Origin of the sequence: Prochlorococcus marinus (assembly GCF_001180245.1) — a bacterium.
Lineage (GTDB): Bacteria > Cyanobacteriota > Cyanobacteriia > PCC-6307 > Cyanobiaceae > Prochlorococcus_A > Prochlorococcus_A marinus_F.
The window spans coordinates 81,310-98,784 of record NZ_CVSV01000116.1; the positions used below are offsets into that span (position 1 = coordinate 81,310).

Sequence of the window (17,475 nt, forward strand, 5' to 3'; positions counted from 1 at the left end):
TCCTAAGGTTGGTCTTTGTCAAAAGAATTTAATTCGTTAATTATATAATCTTCTTTTTTAGTATTTAGCTGTACAAGAGATTCAATGACTCTCTTGTACACTTTGTCTAATATGGATTTTTCTTCTAGAGAAATATTTCCTAATACATGTGAAATGGTATTAAAATTATTTTTTCCTTTTATTGGAGTAGGTGAACCAATACCAATTCTTATTCTCTTAAAGTTTTGTGTCTGCAATTGTTCAATAATGCTTTTAAGCCCGTTATGTCCCCCTGAGCTTCCTTTTCTTCTAAATCTTATTTTTCCAAGGGGAAGATCTTTATCATCGACTATTATGAAAATCTGATCTAAATTGATCTTGTACCAATCAACTATTGCTCGGACTGCATCACCACTGTTATTCATAAACGTATTTGGTAAGAATAATCTGAAAGTAGAATCATTGATTTGAAATTCTGAGCAGGAACTTTTAAGCTTATCTTTAAGCAAAAAATTTGAATTATATTTTTTCGAGAGATGTTCAAGAAGTAAAAATCCTATGTTATGTCTACTTTTTGAGTATTTTTTACCAGGATTTCCTAATCCAATTAAAAATATGTCTTTCATTGTTTATTTCTAAATCTCATTTTGTTTGAGAATTATTAATATACAAACTATAACTAATTAATAAAAACAAAATTAAAAAAAAAAGCTTTTTGGCAACTTTACATTAACCAAATAGCTTTTAGAGAAAATTTCAGAAATTTAGTTTCCGTTCCAATCTACTGAGAAACCCTGTAGTAGTAGGGATTGGTTGTAAATTTGTAGAAGAATAACTAAGAATACTAAAAGTAGTAGACCAATTACTGTCATTACAGGAACTGCTCCCCAACCAGGTACAACTTTTCCTTGACCTGAATTGCCAATTGCTTTTAAAAGACTTCCTAATGCTGTTTTTTGACCCATGTTAAATCACAAAATCGGATATTATTTCGCTATTGTATAAGAATAAATACATAAATTGTTTACAAACTTAGCAAAATTGATGCAAACTTTATCATCAGCTCCAGATCCTGCAGTTTCTATTGCTGTAACAATTCTGGCTTTACTCTTAGCTTTGACAGGTTTTGGTCTATGGACTGCCTTTGGACCTAAAGCAGCAAAGCTTACTGATCCTTGGGATGATCATGATGATTAATTAATCCTGAAAGTATTTCAAAATTTACCAAAAATACAAAAAGTAAACAATTAACCATAGTTTAATTATAAATTTAATAGGATATAAATCTGTCAGCACTAGTATTTCCATGCTCGCTTTAAAAATTTCTGTTTACACCATCGTCTTTTTCTTTGTTGGAATATTTCTTTTCGGATTTTTAGCAAGTGACCCAACTAGAACCCCTAACAGAAAAGATCTAGAAAGTCCTCAAGACTAATTTTTTTAATTAAATTCTTAAATTGATCTTAGGTATATCGAAAAAAATAATATTTCTCTCTTTTCTTTTTATTAATTTCATTCAGCCATCAAAATCAGCTGAATTAGCAAAAATTAATAAAAATATTAATAACCGGAATATTGATATAACTTTATCAAATAAAAATAATTTAAAAATCCCATTAAATTCACTAAGTAATGATTTAGATGTAGATACTGATTATTTAAAATTTTTAAAGAGAAAAACAAATTCATTTTTGGTTTCTAAAGCTGAAAATAAACAACAGTTAATAATACAATCGGATAAACAGTCCGAAATAAGCGATGTCATCTATGCAGAGGGCAATGTTTCTGTTTCTTATAGAGGCAAACTCCTTAAAGCTGATAAATTAATATATGACAAGTTAAATAAAAAAATTGAAGCAAGTGGAAATATAACATTCATATTTGGAGATCAAATCTTTAAAGCTTCACAACTAGAATACAGCTTTATTAGTGAAAAAGGTTATCTATTAGATGTTGAGGGCGCTATCAATACCAATACCTTGATTAATGATATATCTTCAAATTTCAGCTTATCAGATTCTAAAAAGTTAGAGAAATTAATTGATTTCAATAAAACGGAAGTTATAAATACTCCTGATAATGTACAGAATTGGGTGTTTTTTACAAAAAAAATGATTATAGATGGTGATAAATGGAAAAGTAAGAAGGCTATATTTAGTAATGATTTACTTGAATTAAAGCAAGCAAAATTAGCAATAAATTCATTAGAAGTTTTTCCCATTAATGAAAAACTTAGATTTAAATCTTCATTAAATTATTTAATACTTGACGAAAAAGTATCAATCCCCTTTTGGATAGGTAGTAGAAATTTTGATTTTAAAAATGTTCAACCTGCAAATACATGGAACTTTGGATATGAAAATTTAGATAAGGATGGGTATTTTATCGGGAGGAGAATTAACTCAATAGACATAAATGATGATGTTGTTCTTGATTTAGAACCTCAATTCTTGATTCAACGCTCACTCAAAGGCCATACAAAAAGTTTCGTAAATAAGGGGGAATCAGTAACTTCAGATAGGGTAAAGAGAAATGCAAGTTTTGAAGATTATTTTGCACTAGAATCCCAGATTAAAGGCACAATAAAAAATTGGGATTTAAAAATAGAAAAGAATTTAAATTCTCTTGATTTGAATAAATTTTCAGATGCATTTAGATTTAAAACTGTATTGAGTAAAGAAATTGATTTATTAGATTCAGAATGGGAAAAAAGTTTTTATGGTATTTATAGAGAGAGGGTTTGGAATGGTTCTTTAGGTGAAGCAGAAATTTACTCTGGTTATGGTTCAAAATTGCATAAGGAAAATACTTGGATTACTGATGGCATCAAAAAGTCAGAATTTTTATCATTAGATTTGGCTAAAATAACAGCTGAAGCTCTAAATACTAAAAATCTCTTAACTAATCTGAAGGGTAATTTGTTTTATTCTCTTGATCAGAAATTTCCAGTAAGTATTTTAAAACCTAAAAAGAAATCTATTGATATTTCATATAAGTATATTCCTGAACCAATCACAAAAGGCTTAAGTATTAATACAAGATTAGAAGCATCATATTCTTTCTATGAAAATGGAGATCATCAAGAATATTTAGGGCTAGGTATAGGTCCAGAATTAATATTTGGAAATTTTAAAAATAAAACTTTTGACTATACTCGTATAAGTCTATTACCTTTCTATAAATTTGATAGTGGCAAAAGTGTTTTTAAGTTTGATCAAAATTATGAAGACTTGACCCTAAATATTTCTTATGATCAGCAATTATATGGACCAATTATTCTCAAAAGTTTTGGGATTTTGAACTTAACAAATGATTCAAATGATTATGGTGAATTTATAAATTCTAAAATTTCTCTAAATTGGAAAAAAAGATCCTATGAAGTTGGTATTTTTTATCAACCTCATAATCAATCTGGAGGTATTTCTTTTAGTCTCTTTGGATTTAAATAGCTATAACAATCTAGTATTAAATTTTGTATAAGGTAATTGGGTAAATTTATTTTTTATTAAATTTTCATTCTCAAGCAGTGTTGAAGTAGCATCCCATTCCCCTGATAAAAACATTTTTCTTGAGCTTTCCTTAATCTCAAGATTGAAATTTAAATCTTTTGATTTTGCGAAGGATTTTTTCAGGTCAATTTCTAAAAATAAAAAATTATCATCTTTATGTTTTTGAATTTTTTGTATTCCTTCTTTCGCAAGGGTAAAACATGGAATTCCAATTGCAATACAGTTACTATAGAAAATATCAGCGAAACTCTCTCCTATAATTGCTTTTATACCCCATCTCAGAAGTGCTTGAGGAGCATGCTCTCTACTGGAACCACATCCAAAATTGCTATTGACAATAAGTATAGAGGCATTTTTGTTTTCTTCTAGATCAAAAGGATGCCTTCCATTTAATTTTTTTCTATCATCTGCAAAAACAGATTCACCCAATGAATCAAAGTTAACACACTTCAAAAAACGTGCTGGAATTATGCGATCTGTATCAATATCGTTACCAACCAATGAGATACATTGACCATTCACATTTGAAATTTTCCCAATTGGTGGGGTAAACTCGGATTTCATCAGCTGATAAATTCTCTAACGTCGCTGACTTTGCCATTAATTGCAGCAGCAGCAACCATTGCTGGACTCATAAGAAGTGTTCTTCCACTAGGAGATCCTTGCCTACCCTTGAAATTTCTATTACTAGAACTAGCACTAACTTGATTGCCTATAAGCTTATCTGAATTCATTGCTAAACACATTGAACAGCCAGGCTCTCTCCATTGAAATCCAGAATCCTTAAATATTTGATCTATACCTTCTTGTTTTGCTTCAGCCGCTACTTTTTCTGAACCTGGAACTACAAATGCTTTGACATTCTTGGATACTTTTTTGTCTTTTAATACTTGAGCTGCAACTCTTAAGTCACTGATTCTTCCATTTGTGCAACTACCTATGAAACAAACGTCTATAGGAGTATCTTTTATAAATTGTCCTGGCTTGAAACTCATATATTCATAAGCCTCTTTTGCAACTAATTTGTCATTTGGGGATAAATCATCTAAAAGAGGGATTTGTTGATTAATGCTTATACTTTGGCCGGGAGTAATCCCCCATGTTACCGTTGGTTCTACTTTAGAAGCATCTAATTTAATGACATCATCATAAATTGAATTTTCATCACTTTTTAATGATTTCCACCAAGTGAGAGCTTTATCCCAATGCTCATTTTTTGGAGCACATAATTTATTTTTGATGTAACTAAAGGTCTTTTCATCAGGGTTAATGTAGCCGCATCTTGCTCCTCCTTCAATAGACATATTGCATATAGTCATCCTTTCTTCCATTGATAAATCATCTATTGCAGGACCTGCGAATTCATAGGCGAAACCTACTCCTGCCTTTACACCAAGTTCGTTAATGATATGGAGTACTAGATCCTTAGCATAAATACCCTTAGATAATTTATTATCACACCAAATCTGCCTCACTTTTAATTTGTTCATGGCGATGGTTTGGGTAGCAAGAACATCTCTTACTTGACTTGTACCTATCCCAAAAGCAATTGATCCAAAAGCTCCATGAGTTGAAGTATGAGAATCTCCGCAAGCGATTGTCATTCCTGGCTGTGTAAGTCCTAATTCTGGTGCTACTACATGAACTATTCCTTGATTACCACTACCAATATTAAAAAATCTTATTTTATGCTCTAAGCAATTCTTCTCAAGTGTTTCAATCATCTGTTCAGCGAGATTATCTTTGAAAGGCCTGCTCTGATTGTCAGTTGGCACAATATGATCAACGGTAGCAACAGTTCTATCAGGGAATTTAACTTTTAATTTTTTGTCTTTTAAAGCGCCAAATGCTTGAGGACTTGTAACTTCATGGATAAGGTGAAGACCAATAAAGATTTGATCAGATCCACCTGGAAGTCTTGAAACTTTGTGTAAATCCCAAACTTTATCAAATAAGGTATCTTGACTCAATTTGTAAAAATAGTTACTTACTATTCGATAATAGGATTAATCTGAGGCTGTTCAAACACAGATTTACACTTAGTGTTTGAATTTCTACTCTATTTCGTGTTGAGTTAAATAGTTTTTTTATATTAGTTACATGATTATTCGGCCCAGAAATTGATATATAGACAAGTCCGACCGGTTTATCTTGACTACCTCCGTTAGGACCAGCTATTCCACTAATTGCTATTGCCCAATCTGATCCTAATTTCTCTTTTACATTAATTGCCATGGACTCACAAACTTCTTCAGAAACAGCTCCATATTTTATAAGCTTCTCTTTAGAAATATTTAATAATGAATTTTTTAGCTCATTACTGTAGGAAACTATACTACCTTTAAAAACTTGAGATGAGCCTGATATTGATGTTAGTGATGATGATAGAAGGCCTCCCGTGCAGGATTCAGCAAAAACAATAGTTTGTTTCCTCTCGGTTAATTCTTTTATTAAAACGCTAGGAAGGGTATCATTATCCTCTCCAAAAATAAATTTCGAAAAATCTTTTTTTAATTTTTCTTTTACAGGTTTAATTATATTTTTGGCTTCTAGATAATTCTTTGCTCGCGCTGTGATTCTTAGTTTAACCTCTCCTAAGTTTGCATATGGAGCAACAGTGGGGTTATCAAGATTTAAAAGATCGTTAATTTTTTCTGCAACACAAGATTCTCCAATGCCTGAAAATTTAAGAGTATTTGAATAAAAGGAATAATTATCTGAAAATTTGGTTTTAATGAAATCACACGCCGTCTCTTCCCACATAGTTTTCATTTCACTTGGTACTCCAGGGAAAGTAAGAATAGTAAATCCTTTTATTGGTTCCCATATCATTCCTGGAGCAGTGCCCCTAGGGTTATTAATTATTTGAGCATTTTTTGGGAAGAGACATTGTTTCCTTAAGCTAGATGAATCGTCCTGGAGTTTTGAGTTTGACAGTTTTTGTTTGATTTCATCCCATAAGTGCGGTCTTTCAGAAAGAGTTACATTAAAAGACTTGGCTATTGCTTCAGTAGTTAAGTCATCTGGTGTTGGTCCCAAGCCACCAGTTGTAATTAGAAGATTACTCCTTTTCGATATTTCTTGAATTACTTTTATAATTCGATCACAATTATCACCTACGGTTGATTGCCTAAAGTGATTTAAGCCTAATTGAGATAACTGTTCAGAAATCCATTGAGCATTTGTATTTATAATATTTCCTAAGAGTAGTTCTGTTCCAATAGAAAGAATTTCAACTCCCTTGGAGTTAGGACTCATTTAATTGATGCTTCAAGTTTGCCTTCATAAAGAGGAAAACGATTACATAAGGTTAAGACTCTTTCTTTACATTGACTTTCAATTAGTGAATCGGCTGGATTAAGTAATCTATCAGCAATAATTTCGCCAACTTCAGCAAAAGCATTCTCATTAAAGCCTCTAGTAGTTAATGCAGCAGTTCCCAATCTTAGTCCGCTGGTTACAAAAGGTGATTCAGGGTCAAATGGAACGGTATTTTTATTTGCAGTGATGTTCACTTCACTTACAAGTAAGTCAGCAATTTTACCAGTCATATTGATACTTCTTAAATCGAGTAAAACAATATGGTTATCAGTGCCTCCACTCACGATATTGATACCTCTATTTATTAAAGTTGAAGCTAGAACTTTTGCATTTTTTATTACTTGTTGGGAATAATTAACGAAATCTGGCTGCAAGGCTTCTCCAAATGCAACTGCTTTAGCGGCAATTATATGTTCTAGGGGCCCACCTTGAGTTCCAGGGAAAACAGATTTATCAAATTTCTTTCCAAATTCTGCATCTTTACATAAGATAAGCCCCCCTCTAGGCCCTCTTAATGTTTTATGAGTAGTTGTTGTTACTACATCACAATAAGGTATTGGATTTGGGTGAAGTTTACTAGCAACAAGACCGGCAATATGTGCAATATCAGCCATTAAGAAAGCACTAACTTCATCTGCAATATTTCTAAATGACTCAAAATCAATTGTTCTTGGATAAGCAGAATATCCGCATATGATCAATTTTGGTTTTGTTTCAAGTGCTATCTCTCTTATTTCATCAAAATTTAATTCACTAGTTTCTTTATTTACACCATAGTGAACTGCATTGAACCACTTACCACTCATATTTACTGGAGAACCATGAGTTAGGTGCCCACCATGAGATAAATCCATCCCCATGATTGTGTCGCCAGGTTTAAGTAGACTTAGGAAAACAGCAGCATTTGCCTGTGCTCCACTATGGGGTTGAACATTAGCCCAATTTGCATTAAATAATTTTTTCGCTCTCTGTATAGCTAATTCTTCGATTTCATCAACAAATTCACATCCCCCGTAATATCTTTTTTGAGGTAATCCCTCGGCGTATTTATTTGTAAGGACAGAACCTTGAGCCTGCATAACGGCAATTGATGCGAAATTTTCGCTTGCGATTAACTCAAGATGAGTTTCCTGCCTATTTTTTTCAGAGTTGATAAAGTTTGATATTACTGGATCACTTTCTTTAAGATTTTGAAGAATATTCATTGAATTTGAGAAGTAATATCCATAATATAGACGATATTTTTTAGAAAAATATAAAAAGAATATTTCAGAATTTTAAACGCGCCTGGAGAGATTCGAACTCCCGACACCCTGATCCGTAGTCAGGTGCTCTAATCCACTGAGCTACAGGCGCATAATTATGTAATATCTCTGTTTCAGGGTCTCTTAGTCAACTAGATTTCGGGTAAAATGTCTATTGTTAACAATCAAATTATTAATATGCCTATAAAGTGGTACGGAAATGGTGATTTAGAAGATCCCATCTATAAACATTTTTCTCGAATAGTAAATTTTGTTATTCACTGCATGATATTCACTGCGATTGTAAGTGGCACTTGGCTTTTAAAAGAGATTAAATATCAAATTGGCTATTTTAATAATTTTGCAATTGTCTGGTCAGTTCTTTTGGCCTCCCATTTACTTTTCGTAATTATAAAAAAACCTAAAGATACTTCAAAACAATCAACTTAAATCAATTTATATTTATGGACTCTCAGATACGTATAAGTGATCTAGAAAATATTATTTCCGAAAAGATTTTTATTAAAATAGAAAAGTGGAATTTGTACCTTGGAGACGCTGGCCTAGCTAGGCATCTTGCTATTGAATGTATCAGCAATAAAGATCAAGCCCCATTGGAGGCGGCAAAATTAAGTTTGAAAGCAATAAATGTAAAAGTAGGGGATGGTGTTAATAGTATTCCACTGATTAAATTAATCACTAACTCACAAATTTTTGAATTAGAGGAGATTTTGGAAGGTTTTTTTAAAAACTAAATCTCTTTTTTTGAAACTTTAAATTTATTTACTTTCAAGCATTTTGTAAGTAAAAAATAAACTACAAAAAAAGTTAGAGTTCCAAATACTAATAATAAAAATTCCGCGAGATTTGAATTGAGGTTATTCGTAATTTTCAAAATAGTAAAACAAAGTGTGCTGTCTATAAATACTGCTAATGACATGAGGCTAACTTTCCTCAATAATTTCAAGTTAGGCAAAATGATATTCTCATTACGCAGATTAAAAGTAAGAAAAATACAAACTATAAAGTTGACTATTCCTGAAGATAAAATTATTCCCACTACTCCGAAATTATAAGGAGAAAGATTACCAAAATTCTTAATTGGGGCACCAATTAAAAACCAGTCAAAAAAAATATTAAATATTATCCCTGCAAATGAAGACTTAAAAGGGAAGTTTGTTTTCTCTATTGAATAGTAAGTTCTTACTAATAAATCTCTATAAAGATAAAAGGGTATCCCAACTGCATAAGCAATTAATATATTCTTTACTTTTAAAGTTGCTGAATAATCAAAAGATCCCCTTTGAAAAACTAATTGTACGATTTGACTATTGAATGTTATGAAAAATCCGGTTAAAAAAATAGCTGTCAAAAAACAGGACTCTATCCCAGATATCAATTTTTTTTGGAGTCCTCTTACGTCTTTTTTACTTTTCAATTTAGAAAACTTTGGAAGTAATGGCAGAATCAATGAGTTAGATAATATGCCTAAGGGGGCTTGTATAAGAAAGTTTCCGTAAGCTAGTCCAGATGCTGCGCCTTGAAAACTTGAAGCGAAAAACATATCGATAAAAACATTTATTTGATTTAGACCTGATGAGATGGATGCTGGAATAATTAGCTTGAAAATCCTCCTCTCTTCATCTTTAAATAAGTTGAAGGTTGACTCTAATCTCAAGAGACCAATTTTATTTATTTCCCAAATTTGAACAACAAACTGAATTAAAGTTCCTGTCAAAGTTGCAAATGCCAGTAATCCCTCGTAAGTAAAGAAAATAGAAGATGTATTTTCTCGGTTGAAAATCCAACTAAAAAAAATAAAAAAAATGATAGTTACGCTCGTTATTGCTGGACTTATACTTGATAAAAAGAATTTTCTTTGGGAATTTAAGGCGCCAAAGCTTAAACCTATGAAGCCGGATAAAGGTATGCAAGGTGTGAGTATTTGTAATTGGTACGTGGCAATAGATTTAGCTTCGTAACTTAAATTCGGGGCTAACAAATCAATTAATAAACTGGAATTCGAGTAAATCAATATGGCTAAAATTAATAATAATATTGAAAGTTTTATGCTTACTTGAGTTAAAACAATCCCTCCATTTTTTTTGTTAAGCGGAGTTAAAACTGCAACGACTGCGTTATGCAATGGACCATTAATACCCCCAATGATTATTATCAAAAAACCAGGAATTATATATGCATAATTAAACGCGTCGTAAGTTGCACCAACCCCAAAAGCAGCAGCTATAAATATTTGTCTTATACATCCAGCTAATTTACTTAGACTAGTACCAAACGAAATTGAAAAAACATTATTTTTTAAAAATGAATGCATTTGGATTCGTCTAAATTTTTCAATCAGTTTAAGTTTCAATTATATTTGATTTCTAAATAACGACATTTTTATGAATGATCGAATAATTGATTTTGATCCATTAATTGAAGGGGTTTTAATTAAGAGGTATAAAAGGTTCCTTGCAGATATTGAATTAGAGAGTGGAGAGGTAGTAACTGCTCATTGCGCTAACACTGGCCCAATGAAGGGACTATTGAGTGAGGGAGCAAAAGTAAGAATAAGTGTCTCTACTTCTCCAAAAAGAAAATTACCTTTTACTTGGGAGCAGATATGTGTTTTTAATGAAGAAAATGAGGAGGTTTGGGTAGGTATTAATACTCTATTTGCAAACAAGTTAATCAAAAGGGTGATCGAGAAAAATCTTCTAACAGAAATAATAGGTGAAATAGAGACAATTAAATCTGAAGTTCCTTATGGAAAAGATAAAAAAAGCAGAATTGACTTTTTTTTAACCCCAAAATCTTCAAATCCTGATAAACGTAACATTTACATAGAGGTTAAAAATACTACTTGGATTAAAGAAAATGTAGCTCTATTCCCAGATACAGTCACGGAAAGAGGCCAAAAACATCTCATGGAATTAAAGGAATTAATTCCTGAAAGTAAAAGTGTTTTAGTACTTTGTATGACGAGAAAAGACGCCTGTTATTTTGCCCCTGGAGATGAAGCAGATCCCTTATACGGCAGTCTTTTTCGGGAATCTCTAAGTTTAGGAATGATTACTATCCCATGTTCTTTTGAATTTCATAAAGACCACGTATCATGGAAAGGAATTAAACCTTTGAAATAAATGAAATCTTGATAATTTGAAAAGCTTTTAAAAAAAAATTTTTTAATTTAACAGATATAGTTTTAAGGTGCAACTATAAAATTGGTAACAACGACTACTAGACACTAATTAGTTTTTTGAGCAAAATTGAATATGAAAGGAAACAGCACAAACTGTTTTTTTGCAGATCTAATTTTTTTTTATGACCACTGCTTTGCAAACGCCTCAAAGGCGCTCTAGGTCCAGATTACAAGAAGCAAGTCTTGTTAATGGACCTATGCTCCTTTTGAGGAGTATTCGAGGATTTAGTTCAAACCGCTCAATGTTGTGGCTTGCGACTGTTCCTTTAGCTCTGTTCGGTTTAGGTATTTTTAATCTTTCAGCTCACGCAGCTGATTTACCTGAGTTGAATGCAGCTTTTCTTGCTAACAATTTATGGCTTTTGATCGCTACTATTTTAGTGATCTTTATGAACGCTGGTTTCGCTATGGTTGAGGCAGGTATGTGTCGTTCTAAGAACGCAGTAAACATCCTTGCTAAAAACCTATTCGTATTTGCTCTAGCTGTAACCTCTTATTGGTTTATCGGCTATTCATTAATGTACGGAGGTAGTGTTGCTGACGGATGGCTTTATTTTGGAGGCTTATTTTTTGATCCAACAGTTACCGCAGATATGGTAACTGATGCTGGATTAGTCCCAACAGTTGATTTCTTGTTCCAGTCTGCATTCGCAGGAACTGCGGCAACTATCGTATCCGGTCTTGTTGCTGAAAGAGTTAAATTTGGAGAATTTGTTGTTTTTGCTGTTGTATTAACTGCATTTATATATCCAATTGCTGGTAGCTGGAAATGGAATGGTGGTTGGCTTGATTCTTTAGGTTTTGTAGACTTTGCCGGCTCTTCAATTGTTCACTCAGTTGGAGCATGGGCGGGTCTTGTAGGAGCTATGCTTCTTGGACCAAGAATTGGCAAATACTCTGATGGGAAACCACAAGCTATGCCAGGACACAACATGGCTATAGCTACTCTAGGCGCACTAGTTCTATGGATAGGTTGGTATGGTTTTAACCCCGGTTCTCAACTTGCTATGGATCAATGGGTTCCATATGTTGCTGTAACAACTACTTTGGCAGCAGCAGCTGGTGCTATTGGTGCAACTATTGTTTCAACATTAACTTCTGGTAAGCCTGATCTTACAATGATAATTAACGGAATCCTTGCTGGTTTGGTTAGTATCACTGCTGGTTGCGGTGATATGACTCTTGCTGGAGCCTGGTTCGCAGGACTAGTGGGTGGAATAATCGTTGTATTTTCTGTTGCAGCACTTGATGCCGCTGAGATCGATGATCCTGTAGGCGCATTCTCTGTTCACGGAGTTTGTGGTGTATGGGGTACTGTTGTTATCGGTCTTTGGGGTACAGCTGTACAAGGTGATGGAGCAGGTATGGGATTGTTCAATGGCGGAGGTATTACCCTTCTTCTAGTTCAAGCTCTTGGTGCCGCAGCTTATGCTATTTGGACACTAGTTACTTGCTGGATTGCCTGGTCCGTAATTGGAGGATTATTCGGTGGAATCCGAGTATCTGAAGAGGAAGAGACTCAAGGCTTAGATATAGGAGAGCATGGAATGGAAGCATATCCAGACTTTGCATCTGCTAAGTAATCTAACTCAAAATTAATTTAAGAAACCTGACTTATGTCAGGTTTCTTTTTTTTTACGAAAAATTATTTAAAACGTTGTAATATGGGAAGATGGATACTCAAGCTTTTAGAAGATCTCTTCATCATTCTGATAGATACAATAGAAGGGGTTTCGATTCTCCAACAAAAAGAGCTCAAGCGTTAGAAGAAGCTTACCAAAGTGATTTGATAAGTTCTATTAGAGATAATGGTTTTACTTACACTAAAGGCAGACTAAATATTAAGTTAGCCCAAGCCTTTGGTTTCTGTTGGGGAGTTGAAAGAGCTGTAGCAATGGCTTATGAAACTAGAAGACATTACCCTAATGAAAATATTTGGATAACAAACGAAATAATTCATAATCCCTCGGTTAATGATCATTTAAGAAAAATGAATGTGAAATTCATTTCAGCTAAAAATGGAATCAAAGATTTTTCTCTAGTTTCTAATGGTGATGTTGTTATACTTCCTGCTTTTGGAGCTACCGTTCAAGAAATGAAACTCTTGCACGAGAAAGGTTGTCATATCATTGATACAACTTGTCCATGGGTTTCTAAGGTTTGGCATACAGTTGAAAAACATAAAAAACATGTTTTCACATCTATTATCCATGGAAAATTTAAGCATGAAGAGACTCTTGCTACAAGTTCATTCGCTGGCAAATATTTAGTTGTACTCGATTTAGAAGAAGCAAATTACGTATCTGAATATATTCTGGGGAGAGGTAATAGAAATGAGTTTATGAACAAATTTGCTAAAGCTTGTTCTAATGGATTTGATCCTGATAAAGATTTAGATAGAGTTGGTGTTGCAAATCAGACAACTATGCTTAAGAGCGAGACTGAAGAAATTGGGAAGGTTTTCGAAAGGACTATGTTAAAAAAATTTGGACCAGAAAACTTAAATAGTCACTTTTTAGCTTTTAATACTATTTGTGATGCAACTGAAGAAAGACAAGATGCAATGTTTTCTTTGGTTGATGAGGACCTTGATATTCTAGTAGTTATTGGAGGCTTTAATTCTTCCAACACTACGCACTTACAAGAAATAGCAATTACAAAAAATATTTCTTCTTTTCACATTGACACGCCTGAAAGGATATCAGTCAAAGAAAACTCAATATTTCATAAACCACTAGGATCAGAATTAGAACTTAAAAAAGACTTTCTACCTAGTGGAATAATTAATGTTGGAATTACCTCAGGTGCATCCACTCCTGATAAGGTCGTTGCGGATGTTATTGAAAAGTTAATTGATATTGCTTCCTGAAGTTGTTATTTATTCATAATTTGCTTAGTTTTTTTAATTTATTAGTCAGATAATTCCAAAAGATCTACTTTATTAACTAGAATAATGAAAAATTAATGAAGTATGGAAGACAAAGCACAAACTAATCAGGTGCAAACTGCAAGTATGAATAGAACTAAAGCGCCTCAAAAAGTTGAAGTTGTAGTTGCTAATTCATCTTCAGGGTCAGAAGTAAATATCCTCGGAGAACTATCTATTTTTGTTTTAAGAATAGGTTTTTGTGCTTTGATGATTCATCATGGCCTAGAAAAACTTCAGGACCCTCAGGGTTTTGCTGAGTTTGTAGTTGGAAAGTACTTTCCATTTTTGCCAGGTGATCCTGTTATTTGGACTTTTGGAGCAGCAATTACTCAATTAGTATGTCCAGTAGGATTGGCTTTAGGGATTTTTGCGAGGCTTTCTTCTCTTGGTTTATTCTCCACCATGGCATTTGCTGTTTATTTTCATCTCCTAGATACAGGATTAGAAGGTTTTCCTCTGGCAGTAGTTGAAGGTCACAACTATGCCTTCGAATTGTCTTTCATTTACGGGGCTATTTCTCTCTACTTTCTATGTGCAGGTCCAGGGAGGCTATCTTTATTCAGAAAAACTAACAAAATTACATATTATCCAAAATCAACATAATTTAATGTAAAAAGTGTCTTTTCTGGGTAAATACCATTGAGATTCCTTTTGAATTACACATATCAATACTTTCTTGGTCTCTTAGACTTCCTCCGGGTTGAATAATAGCTTTTATTCCATACTCATTTGCTAGCTCTACAGTATCTGCAAATGGGAAAAACCCATCGCTGGCCAATACAGCATCAGAAGATAAATTTCCAGCTGCTTTTAACGCAATTTTTGCTGCTCCAACTCTATTCATTTGTCCAGCTCCAATACCAATTGTTCTTTGGTCTTTTGCAATAACGATGGCATTAGATTTCACATGTTTACAAATTTTCCATGCAAAATTTAGATCTAAGTTAATTTGATGGCTCGGATTTTTATTAGTTACTGAAATCCAATTTTCAGTTTTTTCTTCACTATCGTCATTATCTTGAACTAGTAATCCTCCCATTATTGATTTAGTGGAATTTTGATTCTTTTTTGGAAGTAGATCTTTTGATAATTTTAAAATTCTTAAATTCTTTTTAACTTTTAAAATTTCTAGAGCTTCCTCATCAAAAGATGGAGCGACAATACACTCTAAGAAAATATCTTTGAGGTGAATTGCGGTCTCACTATCAACATTTGAATTAAAAGCAACTATTCCTCCAAATGCACTAACAGAATCGCATTCCAAAGCATTCAAAAATGCTTTAGAAGTTGAATTGCTTATAGAGGCACCACAAGGATTATTGTGTTTTAAAATAACAGAGGCAAACATTTCGGTTGCAAGTTTATCTTTTTCTCCGTAGCCAAATTCTATAACTGTTGAAAGTGCCGACTCTAGATCTAATAGATTGTTATAACTTAAGTCTTTCCCCTGTAGTTGTTCTGCTGAGTTCCATCCAATGTTACTTAAACCGTACCAGAAAGCTTTTTGATGTGGATTCTCCCCATATCTTAAGGTTTTGATTAGTGGATAGGATTCAATATATTTGGAAGATTGTAAATCTCTCTCTTTTCTTATCCAATTAGATATGGCAGTGTCATAATCTGCTGTATGTTGAAAAGCTTCAAGGGCTAATTTTGCTTTATATGAGTCTTTCAATTCGCCTTTTTTACTTTCTTCAAGAAAATTTTGATACTGACTAGGATCTACTAAAACGGAAACATCTTTATGATTTTTAGCTGCAGAACGAATCATAGATGGCCCTCCGATATCGATATTTTCAATAGCATCTTCCCATTTAGCTCCCTGATCTACAGTTTTTTTAAAAGGATATAAATTTACAACTACTAAGTCAATTAGCTCAAGATTGTTAGCTTCTATATCTTTTTTATGTTCCTCATCAGTTCTTTTAGCTAATATTCCCCCGTGTATTTTTGGATGTAAAGTTTTAACTCTTCCTCCAAGAATTTCTGGTGAATTAGTAAAATTAGCAACTTTAATAACTGGAATTTTAGCCTCTATAAGATGTTTTGCAGTTCCTCCACTTGATAGAATTTTATAATTAAATTGCTCCACCAATTCCTTACAAAATGGGATTATATTTTTTTTGTCAGAGACACTTACTAAAGCTAATGGAGACATTATGGGAAAGTTTACTTACTTAAGAATATAAACATGAAATATGCTATCAATCATGAATTTGTCTCGATTAGCTCTCAAACTGCAACTCATAGAATTATTTTGATGCATGGTTGGGGAGCTGATTCAGATGACCTTTTAACATTTGGTAAGGAGATGAATGAAAAAATAAATCTTGATTTTGAGCTAATTTCTTTGAGGGCTCCAGGATTACACCCAAGTGGTCAGGGAAGACAGTGGTATGGATTATACCCACATGATTGGTATGGAGCTGAGGTTGAAGTAAATAAACTTTTAATTACATTAAAAAATTTTGATACTGATCAGATTCCATTAAGAAAAACAATTTTATTGGGGTTCTCTCAGGGGGCGGCAATGGCAATTGATGCGGGATTTAGGTTAAATTTTGGATTAATTGTTGCTTGTAGTGGTTATCTTCACCCCAACTGGACCCCAGGAGAAAAATTCTCTCCATTGATTATTAGTCATGGTTTATTCGATGATGTCGTGCCTATAGATGCCTCTAGGACTATTTATGAACAGGTAAAGAGTAAGTCTTCTAAATTTTGTGAATTATTAGAATTTGATGGAGTTCATCAAATTGATTCAAATTTAATAAATTTTATAAGTTCAAATATAAGTAATATTTTTTAAACAAAAGCATATTCATATTCTTCAATCTCTTCCCAATCATCCGCAGTAAGTTCTAGACCCTCAAATATTTTTTCTTCACCAATTCCTTCAACTACGACTTTTAGTGATGGAAATAGAAAATGATTTTCTTCAGCATATTGGGCGCTGAATAACCCTTTTTCACCCCAAAAAAATCTATCGGTGGTGTGTTCATTTCTTCTGACATTGAAAACTGAAGGAGCAGAGAGACCATTTTCAGCTATGAATCTTCTTGCTGCTGTAACTGGTTTATGTTTGCCAGTTTCGATATGATAAATAGGTACATGTGCCATTACCCTTTGGCCAGCCAATCTTCTTCTGCTGATTCTTTTTCTTTTTTTTGACATTGATTGGTACTCCTGAAATTATTAATGAGATTAGTCTTATTTATTTTTACTAATCTTATATATGTGATTTTAAATTCACTTCAGATTACATAGAGGACCCATCAACCCCTGATG

The 17,475-nt window shown here is 33.0% G+C and carries 19 protein-coding genes and 1 tRNA gene; 10 read left to right on the forward strand and 10 right to left on the reverse strand.

Annotation, left to right across the window (positions count from 1 at the left end; genetic code table 11):
- Positions 1-2: 2 nt before the first annotated feature.
- Both pth and psbH read right to left on the reverse strand, forming a co-directional pair.
- The gene (gene pth, locus AMO19_RS04650; protein WP_075507523.1) at positions 3-605 is read right to left on the reverse strand and encodes an aminoacyl-tRNA hydrolase; all 603 of its coding nucleotides are present in this window, start codon (positions 603-605) and stop codon (positions 3-5) included.
- A gap of 138 nt (positions 606-743) precedes the next feature.
- The gene (gene psbH / locus AMO19_RS04655) at positions 744-944 is read right to left on the reverse strand and encodes a photosystem II reaction center phosphoprotein PsbH (RefSeq protein WP_002805661.1); all 201 of its coding nucleotides are present in this window, start codon (positions 942-944) and stop codon (positions 744-746) included.
- Between the two features lie 79 nt (positions 945-1,023).
- Between psbH and psbN the strand changes: the two genes are divergently transcribed.
- From psbN to AMO19_RS04670, 3 genes are all read left to right on the forward strand, one after another.
- Positions 1,024-1,176: a photosystem II reaction center protein PsbN gene (gene psbN / locus AMO19_RS04660; protein WP_011817745.1), complete on the forward strand. Its 153-nt coding sequence runs from the start codon at positions 1,024-1,026 to the stop codon at positions 1,174-1,176.
- Between the two features lie 109 nt (positions 1,177-1,285).
- Positions 1,286-1,414 carry a photosystem II reaction center protein I gene (locus AMO19_RS04665; RefSeq protein ID WP_002805124.1) on the forward strand — a complete coding sequence of 43 codons (129 nt, stop codon included), beginning with the start codon at positions 1,286-1,288 and terminating at the stop codon, positions 1,412-1,414.
- A gap of 22 nt (positions 1,415-1,436) precedes the next feature.
- On the forward strand, positions 1,437-3,428 hold the full coding sequence (locus AMO19_RS04670; RefSeq protein WP_075507524.1) for a DUF3769 domain-containing protein: 1,992 nt from the start codon (positions 1,437-1,439) through the stop codon (positions 3,426-3,428).
- Here the strand turns inward: AMO19_RS04670 and AMO19_RS04675 are convergent, their stop codons facing one another.
- The 5 genes from AMO19_RS04675 to AMO19_RS04695 all read right to left on the reverse strand — a co-directional run bounded on the left by AMO19_RS04675 (position 3,429) and on the right by AMO19_RS04695 (position 8,165).
- Positions 3,429-4,052: a 3-isopropylmalate dehydratase small subunit gene (locus AMO19_RS04675; protein WP_075507525.1), complete on the reverse strand. Its 624-nt coding sequence runs from the start codon at positions 4,050-4,052 to the stop codon at positions 3,429-3,431.
- Complete coding sequence (gene leuC, locus AMO19_RS04680) at positions 4,052-5,458, reverse strand: 3-isopropylmalate dehydratase large subunit (RefSeq protein ID WP_075507526.1); 1,407 nt, start codon at positions 5,456-5,458, stop codon at positions 4,052-4,054. The genes AMO19_RS04675 and leuC overlap by 1 nt, the downstream gene beginning before the upstream one ends.
- A 13-nt stretch (positions 5,459-5,471) precedes the next feature.
- Complete coding sequence (locus AMO19_RS04685) at positions 5,472-6,746, reverse strand: competence/damage-inducible protein A (RefSeq protein ID WP_075507527.1); 1,275 nt, start codon at positions 6,744-6,746, stop codon at positions 5,472-5,474.
- On the reverse strand, positions 6,743-8,014 hold the full coding sequence (gene glyA / locus AMO19_RS04690; protein ID WP_075507528.1) for a serine hydroxymethyltransferase: 1,272 nt from the start codon (positions 8,012-8,014) through the stop codon (positions 6,743-6,745). Before glyA ends, AMO19_RS04685 begins: the two co-directional genes overlap by 4 nt.
- 77 nt (positions 8,015-8,091) lie before the next feature.
- Positions 8,092-8,165, reverse strand: a tRNA-Arg gene (locus AMO19_RS04695).
- An 86-nt stretch (positions 8,166-8,251) separates the two neighbouring features.
- On the opposite strand from AMO19_RS04695, the gene AMO19_RS04700 reads away from it, so the two are divergent.
- Positions 8,252-8,503, forward strand: coding sequence for a hypothetical protein (locus AMO19_RS04700; RefSeq protein ID WP_075507584.1), 252 nt, complete (start codon positions 8,252-8,254; stop codon positions 8,501-8,503).
- Between the two features lie 14 nt (positions 8,504-8,517).
- On the forward strand, positions 8,518-8,808 hold the full coding sequence (locus AMO19_RS04705) for a DUF3181 family protein (RefSeq protein WP_075507529.1): 291 nt from the start codon (positions 8,518-8,520) through the stop codon (positions 8,806-8,808).
- Here AMO19_RS04705 and murJ read toward each other — a convergent pair.
- Complete coding sequence (gene murJ / locus AMO19_RS04710; RefSeq protein ID WP_075507530.1) at positions 8,805-10,388, reverse strand: murein biosynthesis integral membrane protein MurJ; 1,584 nt, start codon at positions 10,386-10,388, stop codon at positions 8,805-8,807. The two genes, AMO19_RS04705 and murJ, sit on opposite strands and share 4 nt — an antisense overlap.
- Before the next feature lie 70 nt (positions 10,389-10,458).
- Between murJ and sfsA the strand changes: the two genes are divergently transcribed.
- From sfsA to AMO19_RS04730, 4 genes are all read left to right on the forward strand, one after another.
- A complete protein-coding gene (gene sfsA / locus AMO19_RS04715) occupies positions 10,459-11,199 on the forward strand; it encodes a DNA/RNA nuclease SfsA (RefSeq protein ID WP_075507531.1) in 741 nt (246 codons plus the stop codon).
- 181 nt (positions 11,200-11,380) lie between these two features.
- Positions 11,381-12,841 carry an ammonium transporter gene (locus AMO19_RS04720; protein WP_075507532.1) on the forward strand — a complete coding sequence of 487 codons (1,461 nt, stop codon included), beginning with the start codon at positions 11,381-11,383 and terminating at the stop codon, positions 12,839-12,841.
- A gap of 89 nt (positions 12,842-12,930) precedes the next feature.
- A complete protein-coding gene (locus AMO19_RS04725) occupies positions 12,931-14,127 on the forward strand; it encodes a 4-hydroxy-3-methylbut-2-enyl diphosphate reductase (RefSeq protein ID WP_075507533.1) in 1,197 nt (398 codons plus the stop codon).
- 102 nt (positions 14,128-14,229) lie between these two features.
- Positions 14,230-14,790: a DoxX family protein gene (locus tag AMO19_RS04730; protein ID WP_025893950.1), complete on the forward strand. Its 561-nt coding sequence runs from the start codon at positions 14,230-14,232 to the stop codon at positions 14,788-14,790.
- A 1-nt stretch (position 14,791) separates the two neighbouring features.
- Here the strand turns inward: AMO19_RS04730 and purH are convergent, their stop codons facing one another.
- On the reverse strand, positions 14,792-16,345 hold the full coding sequence (gene purH, locus AMO19_RS04735) for a bifunctional phosphoribosylaminoimidazolecarboxamide formyltransferase/IMP cyclohydrolase (RefSeq protein ID WP_075507534.1): 1,554 nt from the start codon (positions 16,343-16,345) through the stop codon (positions 14,792-14,794).
- Positions 16,346-16,378: 33 nt separating this feature from the next.
- Between purH and AMO19_RS04740 the strand changes: the two genes are divergently transcribed.
- Positions 16,379-16,996: an alpha/beta hydrolase gene (locus AMO19_RS04740; protein ID WP_075507535.1), complete on the forward strand. Its 618-nt coding sequence runs from the start codon at positions 16,379-16,381 to the stop codon at positions 16,994-16,996.
- Here AMO19_RS04740 and AMO19_RS04745 read toward each other — a convergent pair.
- Positions 16,993-17,361 carry a DUF3155 domain-containing protein gene (locus tag AMO19_RS04745; RefSeq protein ID WP_011817760.1) on the reverse strand — a complete coding sequence of 123 codons (369 nt, stop codon included), beginning with the start codon at positions 17,359-17,361 and terminating at the stop codon, positions 16,993-16,995. The two genes, AMO19_RS04740 and AMO19_RS04745, sit on opposite strands and share 4 nt — an antisense overlap.
- Between the last annotated feature and the right edge of the window lie 114 nt (positions 17,362-17,475).

Bases quoted from the DNA above. Each gene is read 5' to 3' on its own strand.
- AMO19_RS04720 (WP_075507532.1), top strand. From the start codon at position 11,381: ATGACCACTGCTTTGCAAACGCCTCAAAGGCGCTCTAGGTCCAGATTA.
- murJ (WP_075507530.1), bottom strand. From the start codon at position 10,388: ATGCATTCATTTTTAAAAAATAATGTTTTTTCAATTTCGTTTGGTACT.
- pth (WP_075507523.1), bottom strand. From the start codon at position 605: ATGAAAGACATATTTTTAATTGGATTAGGAAATCCTGGTAAAAAATAC.
- sfsA (WP_075507531.1), top strand. From the start codon at position 10,459: ATGAATGATCGAATAATTGATTTTGATCCATTAATTGAAGGGGTTTTA.
- AMO19_RS04685 (WP_075507527.1), bottom strand. From the start codon at position 6,746: ATGAGTCCTAACTCCAAGGGAGTTGAAATTCTTTCTATTGGAACAGAA.
- psbN (WP_011817745.1), top strand. From the start codon at position 1,024: ATGCAAACTTTATCATCAGCTCCAGATCCTGCAGTTTCTATTGCTGTA.
- AMO19_RS04705 (WP_075507529.1), top strand. From the start codon at position 8,518: ATGGACTCTCAGATACGTATAAGTGATCTAGAAAATATTATTTCCGAA.
- glyA (WP_075507528.1), bottom strand. From the start codon at position 8,014: ATGAATATTCTTCAAAATCTTAAAGAAAGTGATCCAGTAATATCAAAC.
- AMO19_RS04665 (WP_002805124.1), top strand. From the start codon at position 1,286: ATGCTCGCTTTAAAAATTTCTGTTTACACCATCGTCTTTTTCTTTGTT.
- AMO19_RS04675 (WP_075507525.1), bottom strand. From the start codon at position 4,052: ATGAAATCCGAGTTTACCCCACCAATTGGGAAAATTTCAAATGTGAAT.
- AMO19_RS04725 (WP_075507533.1), top strand. From the start codon at position 12,931: ATGGATACTCAAGCTTTTAGAAGATCTCTTCATCATTCTGATAGATAC.
- purH (WP_075507534.1), bottom strand. From the start codon at position 16,345: ATGTCTCCATTAGCTTTAGTAAGTGTCTCTGACAAAAAAAATATAATC.
- AMO19_RS04740 (WP_075507535.1), top strand. From the start codon at position 16,379: ATGAAATATGCTATCAATCATGAATTTGTCTCGATTAGCTCTCAAACT.
- psbH (WP_002805661.1), bottom strand. From the start codon at position 944: ATGGGTCAAAAAACAGCATTAGGAAGTCTTTTAAAAGCAATTGGCAAT.
- AMO19_RS04745 (WP_011817760.1), bottom strand. From the start codon at position 17,361: ATGTCAAAAAAAAGAAAAAGAATCAGCAGAAGAAGATTGGCTGGCCAA.
- AMO19_RS04700 (WP_075507584.1), top strand. From the start codon at position 8,252: ATGCCTATAAAGTGGTACGGAAATGGTGATTTAGAAGATCCCATCTAT.
- AMO19_RS04730 (WP_025893950.1), top strand. From the start codon at position 14,230: ATGGAAGACAAAGCACAAACTAATCAGGTGCAAACTGCAAGTATGAAT.